Genomic DNA, 19875 nt, shown 5'->3' with positions numbered 1-19875 from the left:
ACAAGCCTAGATGACTCAAGCTATATCTGATCGCTTCTCCTCGTTATTGCCTAGAGCCATTGGCTGCAACTTGGGTAATCTAAGCGCGCAGCGATCGCGGTCTCACCATCGATGGATATCACCGTCGTCATTCCCACCTATAACGGCGCACAACGTATCTCAGGGGTTTTGGAACGTCTGATAAAGCAGCAAGTCCCAGCAAACCTACAGTGGGAAGTTGTGGTCGTCAACAATAACAGCAACGATGCTCTGGGCAAAGTCGTCCAACGTTGGCAGCAAGCATGGCCGAAAACTATTCCCCTACGATATGTGCTCGAACCTAAACAGGGACTGGCGTTTGCCCGTCAATGTGGTGTTGAGCAGGCTGCAGGCGAACTCGTGGGTTTCTTGGATGACGATAATTTGCCAGCGGTGAATTGGGTTGCAGCAGCGTGTCAGTTCGCTCAGGGGCAGCCCTGCATTGGTGCCTTCGGTAGCCAAGTTGTGGGCCAGTTCGAAACTCCCCCTACACCAGAACTTCAGCCTATTTTGTTCTATCTGGCAATTAACCAGCGAGGCGATTCTCCCTTAAAATACAGCCCAGCCGAAAAGGGGGTTCCTCCCGGTGCAGGCTTAGTAGTCCGTCGTCAGGCTTGGCTCAATCATGTCCCTAAGTCACTCTTGCTTGTAGGGCGAGTGAATCAGTCGATGCTGTCTGGCGAAGATGCGGAAGCTCTGCTGCATCTTCATCGGGCAGGATGGGAGATTTGGTATAACCCAGCCATGAAGATTGACCACTGCATTCCGAGCGATCGCCTGCAATGGTCCTATCTGCGCCGCAATCTACACGGCATTGGACTTTCCCGGTATTACTTGCGAATGCTCGCCTTAAAACATACCTGGCAGCGTCCGATCATGACTTTGTTGTATGGCATGAGCGACAGCATCAAGCTATTGCGACATCTTCTGAAGCACAAAGGACAAGTGAGTACAGAAGGACTTGCCAATTGCGAATGGATGCTTCTTTTAGGCACCCTATTCAGCCCTCTTTATTTGTTATATGTTTGGCTCAAAAAACCTCGGATAGCAGTTCGATGAACGTCGTTTAATGCTTTTTCTAAATATTCTTTGAAGCGGCTCAATCAGCATAAGCGATCAGCTCTAAAAGACAATTTAAGTCTCGCATCTGATCAAAAAACTTTCGGTTTTCCAAGCTTAAACTGCCAGAATCATCAAAAATTCCTCATGAAAATCGCCTACGCCAGTACCTATGATGTTAATGACGATTCAACTTGGTCCAAGCATCAGCGTGGCACGTATGGTTCAAATCACTTTATTGCTAAAACCTTGGAAAACGAAGGATTTGAAATCGATTATGTTGCTCCTCTAAAGCAAAAATATCGCTGGTTGACGCGAATTAAATGGCTTTACTATCAACATATTGCTGAGCGCAAATATTACAGCTGGGCTGAACCGCTCGTCAATCAGCAATACGCCAAACAAATCAGACAGCGGCTTCAGCAGTCATCAGCAGACTTCATCTTGGCAACAGAAGGAACGTTTCATTTAGCCTATTTGAATTGCTCTCAACCGATTATTTTTTGGACAGATACCTGTGTTGCTGAGCTGATTGACTACTACCCCTATTTGCAAAACTTGTGTCAAGAAACCAAACAAAATATCTTGGCGTATGAAAAGCAAGGACTTGATCGCTGCTCTCTGATTGTATTGACATCAGACTGGGGCAGAGACCGGATTATTGAACACTACCATTTGCCGCCAGAAAAGGTCATTGTTCTCCCTAGGGGCGCCAATATCGAACTATCACCAAGGCGTACGTTGGCAGATATTGAACATCTCATTCATCAGCGTTCAACAACAGTCTGCCGTCTGTTGTTCTCAGGTGTATCGTGGGAGCGAAAAGGGGGGGATACTGCCGTTCAGGTTGCAGCTTGGCTAAACCAAAACGGTGTCCCAACCGAGTTGGTTGTCCTGGGGTGCCAGCCACCGTTGAACCCCATGCCGCCGTTTATCAAAGTTGTTGGCTATATCGACAAATCAACCGCCACGGGCCAACAAGAGCTGCTGGACTGGGTTGCAAGCGCTCACTTTTTAATTCTGCCAACACGGGGCGACTGCACGCCGAATGTTTTGATCGAAGCCAATGCATTTGGCGTTCCCTGTCTGACAACCAACATTACCGGCATCTCAACAGTCATTCGCAATGATGTCAACGGCAGAATGTTTCCACTCCACGCGGCAGCGGCGGCCTACGGTGAATACATTGCCCGCTATAGGAGCGATCGCGCGGCCTATCATCAACTCGCACTGAACGCCTTTGTCGAATATCAAACTCGTCTAAACTGGGAAGTGGTGGGTAAATCGGCAAAACAGCATTTTGAGAGCATTTTAGCCAAGTCGAAAATTTAGGCTTTGACGTGAGTTCCTTTAAGCTGAATAGAGAAGGATAAGGGGTACTCGTGATGAGCGACGTTCTACCCCATCAAGACATCGCTTTTTCCTTCATCTAACCGTTCTTTTGCCTTGACCAATGGCTCGTTCTGACGTCAACACAGTACTTCGCAGACTTCCGATCGCGACTGGGATTTTAGGAAGTTCTCTTTTAATTATCAATCGCTTCCTGACACCTGCCTTGACCGATTCTCAAGCTCGATCAGACGTCATGGGCATTATTCTCAGTGCCCTTTTGGTACTCACAGGATTGCTGTGGCAGCGGGTGCAGCCACGATCGCCTGATGTTGTAGAGCTATCAGGAGAAGAAGGCTTTGAGCTAAACGATGATTTGCCGGAGGCCGTTCAAGTAGAGTTAGCCTGGGCCTCCCATTTGTTGTTAACGAATACGGTGACGCGGTCACTCGTTGCCTATTACGACGGACGAGTTCTCATGCGGCGGGGTGTTTTGGGTCCCACAGGAGACGTCACCCAAGGGGTTATCCTGAAGCGAGTTCTGGAGAAGGGCAAGGCAGTCTATCTGGTTGATATGAAGCTCTATCCTGGACGAGTCGAGTTTGACTATTTGCCCGACAATACCCAAGGTCTGATCTGTCAGCCTATGGGAGAAAAGGGCGCACTGATCTTGGGAGCAAACGCACCTCGCAGCTATACCAAACAGGATGAGAACTGGATTGAAGGCATTGCTGATAAGTTAGGCAACACCTTGGATCAACACCGTTTAGAAGGTATTCAACCGGCCTAAAAGTGTTCCCAAAGGCATTTCGATTGGTTCAGCCAACGGAAACACTCTACAAATCAGCTGTAGCCGTCAGCGTTAGGACCGATGAGATAGCATAGCCGCCTTCACAACCCTGAAGCGTTTATTCATTCCCTTCGAAAAGCCACTGGCGCGTTTGCGGCCTTCTGGCTAGCTATCACCTAAAGTGTCCATCAGCTGCTGTTTCGCTGTCTGCAAAGCTTCCGGTAGTTTCGCTGCATCACGACCACCTGCCTGAGCCAAGTTTGGCCGCCCACCACCACCGCCGCCACATAGCTTCGCGATCGCCCCAATAAACTTGCCAGCCTGCAATTTCTTGTCGATAACTTGGGGACTGAAGGCAGCCACTAAGCTGACCTTACCCGCCTCTGGCACAGATCCCAAGACAACCGCTCCTTCTCCCAGCTTTTGCAAAAGTCGCTCAGCAGCCGTTTTGAGAGCATCGGGAGCGACGGCTTCCATTGCAGCCACCAAAACTTTGACGTTGCCAACCGCTTCAGCTTCGCTGACCAATTGATCAGATTTCAGAACAGCCAACTCCGATTTAAGTCCCTCCAGGTCTTTCTGAGCATTTCTAAGGTCGCCTTGCAGACTAGAGACCCGCTCAGGCACCTCCTCTGGCTTAACTTTGAAACGCTCAGAAAGCTCGCGCACAACCGCATCACGGACGTTGAGATAATCCAAGATTGCTGGCCCTGCAACAGCTTCAATTCGGCGGATACCAGCGGCTACACCTGTTTCTGAGATGATCTTGAAAACGCCAATTTCTGCGGTGTTATTGACGTGGGTGCCACCACAAAGCTCCATCGAAACACCGGGAAAGTCAATGACACGAACTTCTGCGCCATATTTTTCACCAAACATCGCGATCGCCCCTCGGTCTTTAGCCTCATCGATCGGCATGACCTCGACTTTGGCCTGATGCGCTTCTGAGATCCAGGTGTTCACTTGCTCCTCAACCTGCTGAATCTCGTCTGAGGTCAGTGAGCGAGAGCAATTGAAATCGAATCGCAAACGGTCAAACGAGACCAATGAACCGGCTTGAGAAATACTGTCATCAACAAGGGCTTTGAGGGCTGCCTGCAGCAGGTGAGTGGCCGTATGATTGGCCATTGTTCGGCGTCGATGAGCACGGTCAATTTGAGCCGTCACCGAGTCGCCAACTGTCACATCTCCTCGCTCGACTCGGCCAACATGGAGAAAGAAATCGCTTTCCTTCTGAACATCCTCAACCCGAACGACAAATGTTTCACCTAGGAGATAGCCGCGATCGCCAATTTGGCCCCCCGACTCGGCATAAAAAGGCGTCTGGTCCATCAAGATCTGGACTTCAGTGCCTGGGCCTGCCGTCGTTTCCGACTGACCAGACACTAAAATGCCCTCGACTCGACTAGCACTTGTCGAGTCGGTATATCCCAAAAAAGACGTTGATCGCAGTTTTTCAGTCAGCTGGTTTAGGCTATCTTGAGCAGTGAGATCGATGGTTTCATGGGCCTCCTTGGAGCGCTGCCGCTGCTTCTCCATTTCAACTTCGAAGCCATCGACATCAACCGTCAGGCCATTCTCCTCAGCAATCTCCTGTGTCAGCTCTAGTGGAAAGCCGTAGGTGTCATACAAGACGAACGCTTCTGCACCCGAGATTTGCTCAGCTTGCTGCTCCAGAATATCTACCAGCAGTTTTTCTCCACGTTCCAACGTTTCCAAGAAGCGGGCTTCTTCACGAGCCAGCTCTGCCATGATCACAGTTTCTCGCTCACGGACATTGGCATAGACGGTTTCAGCCAGGGCGATCGCCTTGGCAGCCACTAAATTGATGAAGGCGCCCTCAATACCAATCAACCGCCCATGCCGGACGACCCGCCGAATCAGCCGTCGCAGGATATAGCCTCGGCCTACATTGGACGCCGTAATGCCATCGGCAATCATATGTACAACAGCGCGGACATGATCACCAATCACCTTGAGAGACGTTTTGGTTGGCTCATCACACTGCTCATAAAGCAAACCAGGAATATCAGCAGCCGTTTGGATAATGGGGAAAATTAGATCCGTTTCATAGTTGTTGGGCTTTTTTTGTAAAATCTGGGCCATTCGTTCTAGCCCCAGCCCCGTGTCAATATTCTGGTTTTCTAGTGGCGTTAGCTTTTCATTGGCATCCCGGTTGTACTGCATGAACACCAGGTTATAAAACTCGATGAAACGAGTGTCGTCCTCTAGATCAATATCCTCATCCCCCAGTTCAGGATGGAAGTCATAGTAGATTTCAGAACACGGACCACAGGGACCGGTTGGACCCGAAGTCCAAAAATTATCCTCCTCATCCATACGAAGAATACGGTGAGGTGGGATACCAATTTGGTCTCGCCAAATCGCAAATGCTTCGTCATCTTCTCGAAAAACACTGACGACTAATCTCTCTTTAGGCAGTTGGAAAACTTCGGTAGAGAGTTCCCAAGCCCATGCAATTGCCTGCTCCTTGAAATAATCACCAAAGCTGAAATTCCCCAGCATTTCAAAGAAGGTATGATGACGCGCCGTACGTCCTACATTTTCAATATCATTGGTGCGAATACATTTTTGAGAAGTCGTTGCTCTGTCCACCTCGGCCTTACGCTGACCTAGAAAAATAGGTTTGAACTGTAGCATTCCCGCGATCGTCAATAAAACGGTCGGATCCTCGGGAACTAGGGAAGCACTAGGCAGAATCGTATGTCCTCGTTGGGCATAAAAGTCCAAAAAGGTTTTTCGAATATCGGCTCCACGAGTAACAGCAGGTTGAGACTGGGAATTAGGCATAGGATAATTTGGACGAGCTAGGCGTAAACGAGTTTGGCAGCTGCTTATCTATTGTGAGGGATGTTCGTTCATCCTGTGTCGAACTGAAGACAAATTCAAGACATTAATTTCGAACAAGGGCTATTGGCTTCATCATCGTAGTTATTTTTTTCTACCGTTAAAATTCTATCGACTTCTATAAACTCATGACATGCGCTGACAATTGCTATGCTGCTGATACTGATTGGCTCTACTCGAACGACTCAAAAGTTCTTCTGGGAACTCATATTTGAGTAGATTGCAAGATTTTCCGGGAATTATAGAAACTAAGTTGAATGGATAGTAGAAGCGCCTCTTTCAGGTCTCATATTGCCTGAAAGCAAAGTCCCTCTCCACAGATACTCTCAATCGAAAGAGGTTTTCCCTTTTGATGAGTCGCTCAGAGAGGAGTCTATGAAGTTAGGTGCTCAAGGGTTTCGAAATTGCCTCCCTACCTTAGTGCTTCCACAACAACTCTAATCCTGACGAGCGTCCATCAAAGCTCGAAGTAGACAGATTACTGTTCTATCTGCTCCTGCGTCTTGCTCACTCATCCGCCGTGGTTCTACTCATCCGCACAGGTTAATTTCTTTCCCTGACAATGAATGCATCGGTTTTGATCGTAGGAGATTCCTTGTTTTCCGCACGCCTTTCTGAACAAGTCAAAGGTCTCAATGCTTTGAACTGTCAGCAAGTCAATGGTGTAGAAGCAGCCCTCGAATTTCTAGAATCAGACAACCCCGAGATCCTATTACTACAGGCTAGTCAGCAAAGTAATTGGGAAATCTGTCGTTCCATCAAGCAGCACCGTCGCTTCCTCTGGTGCTATTGCATCCTATTGGATGAAAGAGACTGCCCACAGACCCACACCAACGAGGCAATCTTGCTGCGGCAAGCCGGAGTGTCAACAACGGCCCTAGAAATAGGGGCTGATGCGTACTTGTGGTTTCCCAATTTTTCCAAAAGCAAGAATGAAGACGCTCATGACCATCTTGACCGCTTAGTTCAAGCTCACATCAGAACTGCAATACGCCGAATTCAGGCCCACAACGAGCTATTACAAACCAATGATTTGCTGTCTTCGATCGCCCTTGTTGATCCCTTGACACAACTCGGAAACCGTCGTGCCTTTGATTGGGAGCTACCACGACAGCTGCAAGTATCGCGCGATCAAGAACAGTCCTTGAGTTTGCTAATACTGGACATCGACTTCTTTAAGAAGGTGAATGATGAGTATGGTCATCTCGTGGGTGACCAAGTGCTGCGTATGTTCGCCAGTCGTTTGCGCCATAATATGAGATTCTACGAGACGCCCTTTCGCTACGGCGGCGAAGAGTTCATTGTGATTCTTCAAAACACCTCTCTCCAGGAAGCTCAGAAGGTCGCCGAAAGACTTCGAAGGCTGATTAACGACGCTCCGTTCGTCATTAATAGGCATCTAGATTTACCGCTGACTGTGAGCATTGGTGTTGCTACGGTTGCGGCTGGAGACAATGAGCCAGCGGAACAGTTACTGGGCCGGGCCGACCAAAACCTTTTGAGGGCGAAGAGTACTGGTAGAAACCGAGTTATTACAAACTAGGGTAGGAGTAGACCCGTCTCGTACAATACCTAAATGCTGCGGTCGATTATCTCAAGAACGCTTCGCCTTTGATCCATGAAATCCACTATTACTGTTGATATTCCCCAGAATCCTTACGGTATTGTCATTGCCCCCGATTCTTTAGACCATCTTGGTGCCTGGCTAACAGATCACCAGAAACCACTGGTTAAACCAGGACAGAAACTCTTGGTTGTTTCTAATCCGGTTATTTTTCGCCACTATGGCGATCGCCTCATCCAGTCTCTGGAGACGGTTGGCTATCAGGTCAGTACCTGCATCTTGCCAGCGGGAGAACGCTATAAAACCCTACGGTCTATCCAAAAAATTCACGATGCGGCCTATGCCGCTAAGCTGGAACGAAAATCAGCCATGGTTGCCTTGGGGGGTGGCGTCATCGGCGATATGACAGGGTTCGCTGCTGCTACTTGGCTGCGGGGTATCGGCGTTGTGCAGGTTCCCACCTCTTTGCTAGCCATGGTTGATGCGTCTATTGGTGGGAAAACGGGCGTCAATCACCCTCAGGGCAAAAACTTAATCGGTGCTTTTCATCAGCCGCGTCTAGTCGTCATCGATCCAAAAGTCCTTAGCACGTTGCCTGCCCGCGAGTTCAGGGCTGGCATGGCGGAAGTGATTAAGTACGGTGTGATTTGGGATCTTGAGCTTTTCGAAGCTTTGGAACAAGCGTCACGGCTAGACCAATACCGTTATGTTGGCGAGAATTTGCTGCAAACCATTTTGACTCATTCCTGTCAGGCCAAGGCAGACGTTGTGGCGCAAGATGAAAAAGAGTCGGGCTTACGGGCTATTTTGAACTACGGGCATACGATTGGTCATGCAGTAGAAAGTGCTACTGGCTACCGCATTGTGAATCATGGCGAAGCGGTTGCCATTGGCATGACATCAGCAGGCAAACTGGCAACTGCCCTGAACTATTGGCCTCAAGCCGCTGAAGAACGCCAAACTGCTCTGATTGATAAGACCAAATTGCCTAGCGAAATTCCTCATAACACTGAGATTGAGACGCTACTCTCTTTGCTTAAAGGAGACAAGAAGGTTGAGGATGGTCGAGTGCGATTTATTTTGCCTCGGGCGATCGCAGACGTTTTCATCACTGACCAAATGACCGACGATGATATTCGCCCGGTGCTAGCTGCCATGATGGGTGGTTAATCGCAACAAGGAACTGCAATGCCTTTAAGCTAGTGATCAAACGCTAAGTCCAAATTTCGGCTTTGAGTCTAGTACACTACGGCAAAAATTATGATCATTCAAAACGCTAGGAACGCTTATCCGCCTTGGTTTTGAATTGTGAATTTCGAATTCCGCGTAGCGGTACTGACGTCTTTCCCTGTCACGCTCATTTCTTTAATTTTACAACTATGCAACTGCAAGATCGTACCCCGAGCACCCACACGCCATCGACATTTCCGACCCGGACAGCGACGGTTAGCCGCACAACAGGCGAAACGGATGTCCAAGTCACCATCAATCTGGATGGCACAGGAGAATGCGATGCTAAAACAGGGGTGCCGTTTCTCGATCACATGCTGCATCAAATCGCGTCCCATGGATTGTTTGACCTCACGGTTCACGCCAAAGGCGACTATGAGATTGACGACCACCACACGAATGAAGATGTAGGCATTACGTTAGGCATGACGCTGAAGCAGGCGCTGGGTGATCGCAAAGGCATTGTCCGATTTGGTCACTTTATCGCTCCCCTGGACGAGTCTTTGGTGCAAGTTGCCTTGGATTTCTCCGGTCGTCCTCATCTCAGCTACGGACTCGATATTCCCACCCAGCGTGTAGGAACCTACGACACTCAATTGGTGCGAGAGTTTTTTGTGGCGATCGTCAACCACAGCCAGATGACGCTCCACATCCGCCAGCTCGACGGCATCAATTCCCACCACATTATCGAAGCGACTTTCAAAGCCTTCGCCCGTTCTATGCGGATGGCAACAGAAATTGATCCTCGTCGCGCCAGCCAAATTCCTAGCTCCAAAGGGGTGCTGTAGATATTCGGCCCTCTCGCTGCTCGCTGTCTAACGGCCGACCAGTTCTCGGAACCAGTCGTCGTTACGTAAATCATTGAAAGCCTCTTCACTTTGAGCATCAGCTCTCAGGTTCGGATCCAATCTCACCGCCATTTGCAAGTTCTCAAGCGCGATATCGTATTCGCGTTGTAGGCTGTAGCAGGTTGCCTTGTGATACAGCGCTTTCGAATAATCCGGGTCAATGTCTAGCGCTTTGTCAAAGCTCGCTAGGGCTTCTTCATCCCGCCCCAGCTGCATCAAAGCAACCCCTTTGTTGTCCCACGCTTTGGGCACATTGGGATTAAAGCGAGCTGCTTTGTCGAACGAGGAGAGGGCCTCTTCATATCGATCCAGTTCAAGGGCAGCCAGACCTCGATTGAGCCAAGCAACAGCATCATTAGCCTGAATTTCAACGGCTTTGTCAAAGGATTGAAACGCTTCAGTGTGTTGCTGTAGCACACCAAACGAAACCCCTCGATTGACCCACGCTTCCTGATAGTCAGGCTTGATGGCCAGGGCCTTGTCGAAAGCCGCGATCGCTTCTTCCCGTCGTCGTAAACGCCCCAGCACCATACCCCGGTTGACCCAGGCTTTAGAGTTTTCAGACTCCAACATCAGCACTTTGTCAAAGGCTTCTAATGCTTGCTCATAGCGTTTACTCTCTCGGAGAGCCTGTCCGCGCTGAAAATGAGCATCGGCGTTCTCTGGCTCCAGCTCAATCACTTTGTCAAAGGCGGCAATCGCGGCCTCGGTCTGCTCTAAGCCCATGAGCGATCGCGCCTGACCTAGCCACATCTGTGCGTTGTCTGGCTGAATCTCAATGGCCTCAGTGTATTGCTCTAGGGCAGCGCTGTAATTGTTTTCAGCTAAAAAGCGATCAGCCGCTTCAACCCGTTCGTCGACAGACATGAACAAGGTAGGACGATTTTCTCGCAAGCGTTCCAGCAGACTGATCATATTCTCAAGCTGCTGCTGCGTTTCCGCCATAAAGCTGTTCGCGACGTATTCAGGAGCCACTTCCCCTAAACGACGCATGATCGATTCCTTCTCACCTTGCGCTTCGGCCTGTAAGGTAATAAGTCGCTCCTGTACAGTGCGTTTGACGTCTTCCAAGTCAGCAATGACATCTGTACGGCCTGAGGCAATATCCTTCTGTAGCTCAGTGAGTTGACTGGCAAAGTCGGCTTCTATCGTCTCTAAACGCTGCCGCGCCTGCTGTTGCCGTTCGGCAGCTTCATCCTCCAAAGCGCTAACGTGTTCGGTCAGGCGAGTATCGAACCCATCAAGTTTTTCCAGAACGCGATCGCGACGGTCAAACACCACATCACGAACCTCGTTGAATTGACGACCTAGCTCCTCTTCCAGACGCCCCAGCGTTTCCAGGGTCACTGCTGCCCGATCGCGACTCTCACCCTGCAGCTGCTGAATAGTTTTTGAGAACTCGGTCGCACTCTCTTGAACCGCTTCCCAAGTCACCGTTTTGCGATTCTCCAAATCGTCCATCATCTGGCTGAGGCGATCGCTGAAGCTGGTTGAGCTGTCTTGTAGTTCAGCAAATGCGGCTTGCTGACGGTCGTCCACATCACCCTGTAGCGTTTCAAATTGAGCCACAAATTCTGTGGCCGATCGTTGCATATCAGCCAAGATACGGGCCTTGCCCTCATCAATGTCTCCCTGATAGCCGCTGAATTGACTCAAAAAGTCATCCAAAGAGCGTCTGAGATCCGCCAGCATCGTGGCCCGCTGCGCCAGAACTTCATCCCGAATCTGCCGAAACTGCTCTTCGAAATCCTTTGTAGAGCGCTGCATTGTTTCCAATGCCAGATCACGATGCCCGAGCGCACTCGCTTGCACATCGTCAAGCTGCCGATCCACCGACTGTCGGTGATCGTTCATCGCATCCATGACTCGCTGTTGATGCTGCTCTAGCTGTGCCTCCAAGTTTTCTCGCAGGGTCTCAAAGTAAGGTGCAAAACCGTCTTGCAGTTTTTCCAAATCAGCCAAAGTGCGATCGCGGGTTTCCTCAACGGTCGCTGTCAGACTTCGTAGGCGATCAGCAAAATTGCTAGACGAGGCCTCCACCTCCTCTAAGGTCTGCTGCTTGGCCTCTTCGACTTGCCCTTCCATTGCCAGCAACATTTGCTGAAACGACTGAGCTGCTTCGCGCACAGATGCCAGAACTTCTGTAGTCTGAGCCGCGGCATCAGCATCAAAGGCCGTAGCGCGTTCCTGAACTCGATTTTCTAACTGGGCTACCTGCTCACCAAAGCTACTTTCCAAGTCATTCAGCGTTTTGTGTAAATGGGCAGCTTGGTCTTCCCAATCTTTAAGGGTTCGATTTTTAGAATTGCTGATGTCCTCCAGAGCATGCGCCAGCGCCCGCCTCTTTTCCGCTAAATCGTCCTTGAAGCCCTCTGCTTCCTGTTCAATATCATCGGCAATATCCTCAGCGTCTTTCAATACGCTACTCAACTCGCGAGTTGCTGTGCGAATCTTATGTTCCAAGTCAGTCATTTGGTTCAGCTGACTGCGGACCACCGTAGCGACTTCTTGAACGACTGAGCGACGCAGGAACCACAGCATAATGACGCCAAGCACAATCAGCAAGGCCAATGCTGCCAACAGAATTGAAACCAACGTTGTTGCTCGGGTAAAGGCTAGGTTAGCTTCCTGCTGCAGCCGCTCCAGTTCGTCTCGATCGTCTGCCGTAATGGACTGAGCAACAGGCATTGGCAGCGTCGGATCGGCTGAATAGGCGGGCAAAATAGCGCCTCCCAGCACATAAAACAGCAGCAGCAGGGTACTCCGGGATAATTGAGCAGTCGACATGAAGCAGCAGTGTCGCATCGGTATTGCGATCGCAGATAACAGATACAAGCAGGATAGGACTTTTTTGCAGAAAGCCATCGGCGCTTTAAGAATACGCCTAGCATACCTCGAAGCTTTGAATCTGTAGGGTTCAGGGAATTAGGTTTCACATCTAACCGTGACAGATCAAACCTTGGGTTTTGCCTACAACGATTCTTCCACGATGGGAACGTTGGGATCGTAGCGACGCCGAATCCAGGCAAAGTCAATCTCAACCAGATAATCAACGACCCAGTCGGCCCGCCGTTGAACCATCCGATAGGGATAGCAGTGCGCGACTCCGATTACGGGAATACTGGCATTCTGAGCTGCCTCAATTCCCGGATAAAACGCTTCCACTGCGACACACTCATCTGCTGTTAGCAGCAAATTAGGACGTTGTTCATTGAGTCGAGCGATCGCGATTTGATATCCCTTAGCAGACGGCTTTTCATCCTCTAAGGCGAGATCTTCAGCCGTCACAATAACTGAAAAAGAATCGGTCAAATTCATTTGTTGCAAGACCCATTCGACCTCCGTTTTCGCTGTACCCGTCACAATTCCTAGCAGCAGAGAGTCAGTTTTCGCTTTGTATAGCAGATCTTCAATCCCTGGATACAGCAGTCGCTTTTGATTTTGAGTGAGCCGCTGAATATAGTTCTGAGATTTCTGAGTTAGCAGCTTGTTGAGTAGTTCTGTTGTTGTTACTCGCCCACGACGGGTGAGGAGATCATTGAGGCAGGCGCGATCGCTGCGACCAGAACACACCTCAACATATTCATCAGGATTCGGACGTAAATTCTCAGCAATCAGAATCTCATCTATTAACTCCCTTCTCAAGGTTATATCTCTAGCAATAACGCCATTAAATTCTAGAAAAACGGCTTTAAGCACCATAGGACTGGACTAAACGAGCACAGGAGCAACAGTAGGGTGTTAGAGCAGTCTATCCCACTAGCATGATCGGTTGCTGCGGGTACAGCAACAGGAGGAGAAGAGGTAGAAGCGTACCTGGAAACGGACGCATTACAAAAGGGTGAAGCTGTTTTGATCAACACTTCACCCCAATAACAGTCTATTATCCTAATCATGCAGCCAGCCACTTGACTAACGGCGTCCCACCATCAAGAAGATGTAATACAGAATGTTCAAAAGAGCGTAGAACGCAGTGGCAACGTAAGTAAACGCCGCAGCTTGCAGCACTGCCCGAGCACCTTTGTTCTCCTCACCCTGAAGGATACCGAACTCATCTATTAGCCTCAAAGCTCGTTTGGAAGCATCGAACTCAACAGGCAGAGTGACGATATGAAACAGCAGCACAGAAGCAAAGAAAATAATCCCAAGCCAAGCTAAGCCCAAGAAGTTGAGGACTAATCCTGCAATGATCAGAATGGGTCCTAACCGAGACCCCAAATTGACTGCGGGAACTAGCGCAGCTCGGATATTCATCAGTTTGTAATCTTCAACGTCCTGGAGGACATGGCCGCATTCGTGAGCAGCAACAGCCGCTGCCGCTAGCGATGTCGAATTGTAGATGCCCTGAGACAAACGGACAGCTTTAGCGCTGGGATCGTAGTGATCGGTTAGTTCACCGGCAATTTGCTCAACTCGCACACCCCGCACACCCATTTTGCTCAAAATAGTTTGAGCGACTTGGGCTCCTGTCATACCCGTAGCGGAGCGAATTTGAGAGTAGCGACGATAAGTCCCCTTGACCTTGCTCTGCGCCCAAAACGTCAGCAAGATACCCGGCACCATCAACACCAGATACATTGGATCAAAGACCATAGCCTTCTTCTACATCAGTAACGATTAATACCCAAGCAGCCCTTCAGTAGAACAGCCGCCTGGGTACCAATCTAGCTCAATTTTTTAGGCGATCGCGTTTAATGACGGGTGATGATCGCCGAACTCCAAGCAGGCTCCTCATCTAACTTGAGGATGGACCATTCACGGACTGGGTTCAGCCACAAGCCACATTATGTAGCGCTCAATTAAGGAGCAATGTCTTCAATAATGGCAAGCGTTTTAAAGTACTCTTCCAATTGATCTTGCGCTCTAAAAAGCTGAGCTGCCGTCCATAGATCATTGACTCCTGCGTCTAGTTCTCCTTTCAGAGAAAGCGCCAGCCCTCGCCCACCATAGGCTGCCGCTAATTCTTCATCTAATCTAATTGCCGAACTGTAATCCTCGATCGCAGCTTCGTATTCCTCAAGCTTACCCCAGGCACCAGCACGAGCAGCGTAAGCTTGCGCTGATTCAGGATTCAGCTCTAGTGCATCCGTGTACAACGCGATCGCGGCTTCCAGATTACCTTTCTCGTACTGCAGAATGCCTTGCCGATAGAGCACATCCGCTTCTTGCAACTCAGCTGAAGAAGACAACATTGGTGTAGTGGGTGATGCATTGGCGCGTGAGAACACTGCTAATCCGCTGGTCAGCAGGCCAGACAACGCCAGTACAACAAGTGTCCGAGGATACATAAGATTAAGTTTGGGTTAAATTGACCTCAGCTTAGCTATTAACAATCGCGAGAGGGGAATTCGTAACGAACCGCAAGACTCTCGCGATGTCATGTTTGAGGTTACAAAAGATACCCCCAACTTTGATTACTGGGTTGCCTGGATACGTTCCAACGCCTCGGCAAAGAATTCAGCAGGCACTGCCCCCGGAATGAGAACGTCATTCATGACGAACGTTGGTGTGCTGCTGAGCTGAAGTTCAGAAGCTAGAGCCAAGTCACGAGCAACCGCTTTCATAGCGTCTTCACTAGCGCGATCGCGGTTGAACTGATCCATATCCAGCCCTAATTCTCTAGCCAGATCAACGTACAGCCTTTCGCCTAAGACTGCTTGACTTTCAAACAAAGCATCGTGATAGGGCCAGAACTGATCTTGTTGTCCGGCTGCCCAAGCCGCTTGAGCCGCTGGCAGTGCTTCTGGGTGAATGTTGGTCAGCGGAAAATTCTTGAAGACGAATAAAACGTCGTCTCCATATTCTGAAGTGAATTCTTCAATGTGCCCTGTTGCACGAGCGCAATAGGGACATTGAAAGTCAGAAAATTCCAGTAAAACAACATCTGCATCCGGGTTGCCTAATGTTGGGGAATCGCCTACTAAAACGTCTCGCTCAAGGTCATTGACGACTTGAGTTACCAGTTGCTGATGCTCCTCGGGCGTTGCCGGTGGCCGAGAAGCTTCAGGAGCGCTTGTGACAACCTCTGTCGTAGTCGTTTGCGAGGCTTTGTTGTCTCCCATCAGGTTCCAAACGGAAGCTAGCAGGCCGATACCAACTAAGCCAAAAAAGCCAGCACCCAGCAGCAATGGCAACTGATTGGATGAAGTTTTCTGTTTTGTAGAAGACTGCGATTGGGAAGATTCGGAAGGAGGATTGCTCATAACACTCTTAATGGAGAACTTATGCTTGCAGTTCGTTTTCATTGGCGTCACAAAAATACATGCAAATCCTGAGAATCCAATGAGAAATCCATTAGATCATGGTGATCTTATCGGGTTATATCCTTGCAATCCCTGGGCGATAGAGCCTTTCGTCAGTTTGTGCGGCAACAATCGAAAATTTAGCATTTCAACAGATAACTTAAAACTTTCCAGCTGTCTTGCTTGGAGGCGTTAAAGGCGTTGACTCAATCAATCCGTAATTAGATGTGCCAGAAAGTTTGAGCACAGGTATCATTCCTGAGGCAGGGTTACTTTGAGGTGAATATCAGCACATTGAGAGCAACTCTGCGGCGATCGCACTCTCGCATCTAAAAGCACAGCATGGTCTTAGAACTGCTCACCCAGATACTCGTATGGGCCGCCCTTGGGCTGATCGTCTGGTACTTGCTGGTCAGATTCATCCCTCGCAACTTTCTGGCCTGGTTTGGTGGGGCAATTATTCTAACGCTCGTTATTTTCTCCTTTCTCGATCCGAATGATGAGACGATCGGGGCTATCTGGAGAATTATTTCTTTACCGCTCACCCCTCTAGGATTCTCACTAGCCTTATTGCTGTTCTCGTTTAAGGAACTGCTCCCCTTTAAAGAAGGGTTCAAAGTCACCAATGGCCGCTACGTTGCGATCGCTTTTGTCATTCTGCTGGTTTGCAGTACGCCCATTGTGGCTCGTTTTTTCATCAACCAAGCAGAACAGGCGGTCCAGAGAGCTTATGATGCGCAACGCGGCATTTGTGATGATGTGTGTCCGGTCGAAATCCCGACCGAGGTGCCTCTGAGCCGAGTGGCCGCGATGGTCGTGATTGGTGAAAATGCTGATATTGTCTCTCCCCTAGACGAACTCCCCGATCAAGCGGACAGTCGCGAACGATTTGAACCCGTTTTGGTCTCGCGATTAACCAGTGCTGGGAGACTGTATGACCGTCTTATTCGTAGCGGCAGCAATCCGTTTGTGATCGTCACGGCTGGCCCTGTTGTGGCAGACGACGAAGAAGAAGTGGCGATAGAAGAAGATCTTCGTCAAGTTTTGATTCGGAATGGAGTGCCCCGAGACGCGATCATCATCGAAGATGCCGGCACAGATGTCCACAGGGCAATGGAGCAGACCAAGTCGTTTTTGGACGATCGAGGTCTGCTGAGTGATCCCGATACGCCGCAGCGATCAGCGAGTCGGGTTGCACTGGTAGCTCCGGCGGTGACTATGCGTCGTGCTGCCCTGACTTTTGAAGAAGCAGACATACAGGTCGTCGCTTGGCCAACAAACTTATACGGCAGTGGCGAACTCACCGGGGATACGCTGGCCCGGCTCTCCGATTTAGTACCCAGTGCAGAAGCGCTGCGGATTACAACCCGCTATTGGAATGAAGTGTTGACCTCTTTCTACTACTTCCTGCGGGGCTGGCTACCGGGTTTTGACGTTCGGTGGAACGAGATTGTTGAGTTGGTCCCCGTACCGGAATAATTCTGTTCCAGTTCGACTCAGCGTTCGTCATCGCCCCCGCGTTGAATCACAGTATCGAACCAACTGGATTGGCTTGATACGCGGTCTGCAAGTGCAATCAATACACTCTGTTCCCTATCCCCTGTTCCCTATGGATTGGATTTCAGCAACAGGAGTCAGGCGATGACAACGACGATTCGTATGGAATGCCTATGGATTCAGTGTTGAACGGAGTAAACCCAAACATCGTCTAGGATGAGGAGGGTTGGAGTTTGGGATAGATATGGCGCGTTCAAGCAGCCCTTCGCAGAAAAACAGGCATCTGAGACAACTGGGTCAATATCTCAAACCCCACTGGATACAGACCGCTTCAGGCATTCTGGCACTCTTATTGGTCAATCTCTTAGGCGCTCGCATTCCGCTCCTCATTCGAGATGGTATTGATGATCTGAGGACAACCTTCAGTTTTGATCAGATTGCCAACTATGCGATCGTCGTTTTGGTTCTCGCTTCGGTGATGTGGGTCATCCGCATGGCTTCCCGCATCCTTTTATTTGGCGTCGGTCGGCAGGTCGAATTCGACTTAAAACAACGGATTTTTGAGCATTTGCTGAGGATGGAACCGGCTTACTTTGCCACTAACACCATCGGAGAACTGATCAGCCGAGCTACTAGTGACGTTGACAACATCCGGCGACTCTTGGGCTTTGCCATCCTCAGCTTCGCGAACACGATATTTGCTTATGCCTTTACGGTTCCTGTCATGCTGTCGCTCAACGTGCGGCTGACCGTCGTAGCCTTAATGGTTTATCCCGTCATGCTGATTCTGGTCATGCTGTTCAGCGAACGGCTACGCGATGAGCAGCTCAAGGTGCAAGAGGCCACCTCGCGACTGAGCGAACTGATCCAAGAGGATCTAAGCGGCATTGCCCTCATCAAAATCTATGCTCAAGAGAATAATGAACGGCTAGCATTCGCTGACTTAAACAGCGATCTCCTAGAAGCTAACCTCAAACTTTCTCGTACCCGTAATACTCTATTCCCCCTGCTGGGGGGACTAGCCAGCATCAGCCTGCTGCTCATCCTAGCGACTGGAGCCGGAACCATCGCCAATGGTCTGCTGTCAGTCGGTGACTTTGTTGCCATGATCCTCTATGTAGAGCGACTAGTTTTTCCCACTGCACTATTGGGCTTTACGATCACGGCCTATCAGCGCGGCGAAGTCAGCATCGATCGCGTCGAGGCTATTCTCAGAAGTCAGCCCAAAATAGCCGATGCATCCACCGTTCAAGCTCTGCCTGACTATGGTGTGAAGGGTCAACTGGAAGCTAGAAATCTGAGCTTTAGCTATCCTGACAGCCCAGTTCCAGCACTCAATCAAGTCTCTTTCATCATCTATCCTGGCGAAACCGTAGCTATTGTGGGACCTATCGGATCGGGCAAATCCACACTGGCCAATGCTTTGCCGCGTTTACTCGATATTGCTCCAGGTCAAATTTTTCTAGACGGGCAAGATATTACGACGCTGCCCCTAGCCGATTTACGTCGCGCGATCGCCTATGTCCCCCAAGAAAGTTTTCTGTTCAGCACCACTATCAACAACAACATTCGCTATGGCGAACCACTAGCTGAGTTTACAGACATTCAACATGCTGCAAAGCTTGCTCAAATTGCTCCTGAGATTGACAATTTCCCGCGTCAGTACGAAACCATCGTGGGTGAGCGAGGAATTACTTTGTCCGGTGGACAGCGGCAGCGATCGGCCCTCGCCCGTGCTCTCATGATTGAAGCTCCGGTCGTGGTCTTAGATGACGCCCTCTCTAGCGTCGATAACCAAACCGCAACCAACATTCTGCAAAATTTAAAGACAGGCACTCAACACCAAACAGTCGTCTTTATCTCGCATCAGATGGGCGTTGCAGCACTGTCTGATCGCATCATCGTGATGGATCAAGGTCACGTTGCTCAAGTCGGTACTCATACAGAGCTGGTGCAAAAACCCGGTCTATATCAGCAACTATGGGAACAGCACAAATTGGAAGAGGTTCTGCGATAAAGCACCTCTCAAGTTATTCAAATCTTCCTGACGAGTACTGTCGTGAGAGTTAGATAAACTTCGCATCAACTAAAGCTGTTAACCTTCCAGCTTTGAAGTTGACTCGCATAAAGCGATCTACTAACAAGCTGTAAAGATATGTGAAATCTTCAGGAATGAATAGTGTGGAAAAACAGAACGCCGGTGTGGAAAACGGACCTCTAAATCGTGGACTTTTCACCCTCCTATGGGGAAAAGAATCTACCAACCGTGAGGGTTGTGGAGAACGCCTATTTTTGCCCCCTTGTTTTCCACAATCCTGGGGAAGTTGAATACCTTACAGACTAAGCGATCCCCAAATTATCCACACTTTCCGCAAGACTTACTATTACGTCTATAAGAAAAATTTGATCTAAATCCTTCTTTGCCTCTTT

Annotated in this window: 14 protein-coding genes; 8 read left to right on the top strand and 6 right to left on the bottom strand. The window is 49.5% G+C overall.

What is annotated here, in order from left to right:
- Nucleotides 1-111 precede the first annotated feature (111 nt).
- From hpsE to PN498_RS27740, 3 genes are all read left to right on the top strand, one after another.
- Entirely contained in the window at nucleotides 112-1077 is a 966-nt protein-coding gene (gene hpsE / locus PN498_RS27750) for a hormogonium polysaccharide biosynthesis glycosyltransferase HpsE (protein ID WP_272066714.1), read from the top strand.
- Nucleotides 1078-1224: 147 nt separating this feature from the next.
- Entirely contained in the window at nucleotides 1225-2409 is a 1185-nt protein-coding gene (locus tag PN498_RS27745) for a glycosyltransferase family 4 protein (RefSeq protein ID WP_272066713.1), read from the top strand.
- Between the two features lie 121 nt (nucleotides 2410-2530).
- A complete protein-coding gene (locus PN498_RS27740) occupies nucleotides 2531-3196 on the top strand; it encodes a cofactor assembly of complex C subunit B (protein WP_272066712.1) in 666 nt (221 codons plus the stop codon).
- Nucleotides 3197-3361: 165 nt separating this feature from the next.
- On the opposite strand, the gene alaS is transcribed toward PN498_RS27740, so the two are convergent.
- A complete protein-coding gene (gene alaS, locus PN498_RS27735) occupies nucleotides 3362-6007 on the bottom strand; it encodes an alanine--tRNA ligase (RefSeq protein ID WP_272066711.1) in 2646 nt (881 codons plus the stop codon).
- A gap of 652 nt (nucleotides 6008-6659) precedes the next feature.
- Between alaS and PN498_RS27730 the strand changes: the two genes are divergently transcribed.
- From PN498_RS27730 to hisB, 3 genes are all read left to right on the top strand, one after another.
- A complete protein-coding gene (locus PN498_RS27730) occupies nucleotides 6660-7607 on the top strand; it encodes a GGDEF domain-containing protein (protein WP_272066710.1) in 948 nt (315 codons plus the stop codon).
- Between the two features lie 75 nt (nucleotides 7608-7682).
- Nucleotides 7683-8798, top strand: a complete 1116-nt coding sequence (aroB, locus tag PN498_RS27725; RefSeq protein ID WP_272066709.1) for a 3-dehydroquinate synthase — start codon at nucleotides 7683-7685, stop codon at nucleotides 8796-8798.
- 209 nt (nucleotides 8799-9007) lie between these two features.
- Nucleotides 9008-9646, top strand: a complete 639-nt coding sequence (hisB, locus tag PN498_RS27720) for an imidazoleglycerol-phosphate dehydratase HisB (RefSeq protein ID WP_272066708.1) — start codon at nucleotides 9008-9010, stop codon at nucleotides 9644-9646.
- 27 nt (nucleotides 9647-9673) lie between these two features.
- On the opposite strand, the gene PN498_RS27715 is transcribed toward hisB, so the two are convergent.
- From PN498_RS27715 to PN498_RS27695, 5 genes are all read right to left on the bottom strand, one after another.
- Nucleotides 9674-12493 (bottom strand): tetratricopeptide repeat protein, encoded by a 2820-nt coding sequence (locus tag PN498_RS27715; RefSeq protein ID WP_272066707.1) that lies wholly within the window; start codon nucleotides 12491-12493, stop codon nucleotides 9674-9676.
- A gap of 183 nt (nucleotides 12494-12676) precedes the next feature.
- A complete protein-coding gene (locus PN498_RS27710; protein WP_272066706.1) occupies nucleotides 12677-13408 on the bottom strand; it encodes an HAD family hydrolase in 732 nt (243 codons plus the stop codon).
- A gap of 210 nt (nucleotides 13409-13618) precedes the next feature.
- Nucleotides 13619-14299 (bottom strand): zinc metallopeptidase, encoded by a 681-nt coding sequence (locus PN498_RS27705; RefSeq protein ID WP_272066705.1) that lies wholly within the window; start codon nucleotides 14297-14299, stop codon nucleotides 13619-13621.
- Nucleotides 14300-14505: 206 nt separating this feature from the next.
- A complete protein-coding gene (locus tag PN498_RS27700; RefSeq protein WP_272066704.1) occupies nucleotides 14506-14994 on the bottom strand; it encodes a tetratricopeptide repeat protein in 489 nt (162 codons plus the stop codon).
- A 126-nt stretch (nucleotides 14995-15120) separates the two neighbouring features.
- Nucleotides 15121-15909 carry a DsbA family protein gene (locus PN498_RS27695; protein WP_272066703.1) on the bottom strand — a complete coding sequence of 263 codons (789 nt, stop codon included), beginning with the start codon at nucleotides 15907-15909 and terminating at the stop codon, nucleotides 15121-15123.
- 381 nt (nucleotides 15910-16290) lie between these two features.
- Here PN498_RS27695 and PN498_RS27690 point away from each other — a divergent pair, with 381 nt between their 5' ends.
- Together PN498_RS27690 and PN498_RS27685 are read left to right on the top strand one after the other, a co-directional pair.
- Complete coding sequence (locus PN498_RS27690; RefSeq protein WP_272066702.1) at nucleotides 16291-17427, top strand: YdcF family protein; 1137 nt, start codon at nucleotides 16291-16293, stop codon at nucleotides 17425-17427.
- A 262-nt stretch (nucleotides 17428-17689) separates the two neighbouring features.
- The gene (locus tag PN498_RS27685; RefSeq protein ID WP_272066701.1) at nucleotides 17690-19462 is read left to right on the top strand and encodes an ABC transporter ATP-binding protein; all 1773 of its coding nucleotides are present in this window, start codon (nucleotides 17690-17692) and stop codon (nucleotides 19460-19462) included.
- The last annotated feature ends 413 nt before the right edge of the window (nucleotides 19463-19875 follow it).

The organism is Oscillatoria sp. CS-180 (assembly GCF_028330965.1).
Taxonomy (GTDB): Bacteria; Cyanobacteriota; Cyanobacteriia; order Phormidesmidales; family Phormidesmidaceae; genus Halomicronema.
The sequence above is the reverse complement of the archived record's forward strand: the minus strand, read 5'-3'. Positions and strand labels throughout refer to the sequence as shown.

What these genes read in the sequence shown, in the direction of transcription:
- hpsE (WP_272066714.1), top strand. Translation starts at nt 112, where the DNA reads ATGGATATCACCGTCGTCATTCCCACCTATAACGGCGCACAACGTATC.
- PN498_RS27740 (WP_272066712.1), top strand. Translation starts at nt 2,531, where the DNA reads ATGGCTCGTTCTGACGTCAACACAGTACTTCGCAGACTTCCGATCGCG.
- PN498_RS27745 (WP_272066713.1), top strand. Translation starts at nt 1,225, where the DNA reads ATGAAAATCGCCTACGCCAGTACCTATGATGTTAATGACGATTCAACT.
- PN498_RS27705 (WP_272066705.1), bottom strand. Translation starts at nt 14,299, where the DNA reads ATGGTCTTTGATCCAATGTATCTGGTGTTGATGGTGCCGGGTATCTTG.
- alaS (WP_272066711.1), bottom strand. Translation starts at nt 6,007, where the DNA reads ATGCCTAATTCCCAGTCTCAACCTGCTGTTACTCGTGGAGCCGATATT.
- PN498_RS27710 (WP_272066706.1), bottom strand. Translation starts at nt 13,408, where the DNA reads ATGGTGCTTAAAGCCGTTTTTCTAGAATTTAATGGCGTTATTGCTAGA.
- PN498_RS27695 (WP_272066703.1), bottom strand. Translation starts at nt 15,909, where the DNA reads ATGAGCAATCCTCCTTCCGAATCTTCCCAATCGCAGTCTTCTACAAAA.
- PN498_RS27685 (WP_272066701.1), top strand. Translation starts at nt 17,690, where the DNA reads ATGGCGCGTTCAAGCAGCCCTTCGCAGAAAAACAGGCATCTGAGACAA.
- PN498_RS27690 (WP_272066702.1), top strand. Translation starts at nt 16,291, where the DNA reads ATGGTCTTAGAACTGCTCACCCAGATACTCGTATGGGCCGCCCTTGGG.
- hisB (WP_272066708.1), top strand. Translation starts at nt 9,008, where the DNA reads ATGCAACTGCAAGATCGTACCCCGAGCACCCACACGCCATCGACATTT.
- PN498_RS27715 (WP_272066707.1), bottom strand. Translation starts at nt 12,493, where the DNA reads ATGTCGACTGCTCAATTATCCCGGAGTACCCTGCTGCTGCTGTTTTAT.
- aroB (WP_272066709.1), top strand. Translation starts at nt 7,683, where the DNA reads ATGAAATCCACTATTACTGTTGATATTCCCCAGAATCCTTACGGTATT.
- PN498_RS27700 (WP_272066704.1), bottom strand. Translation starts at nt 14,994, where the DNA reads ATGTATCCTCGGACACTTGTTGTACTGGCGTTGTCTGGCCTGCTGACC.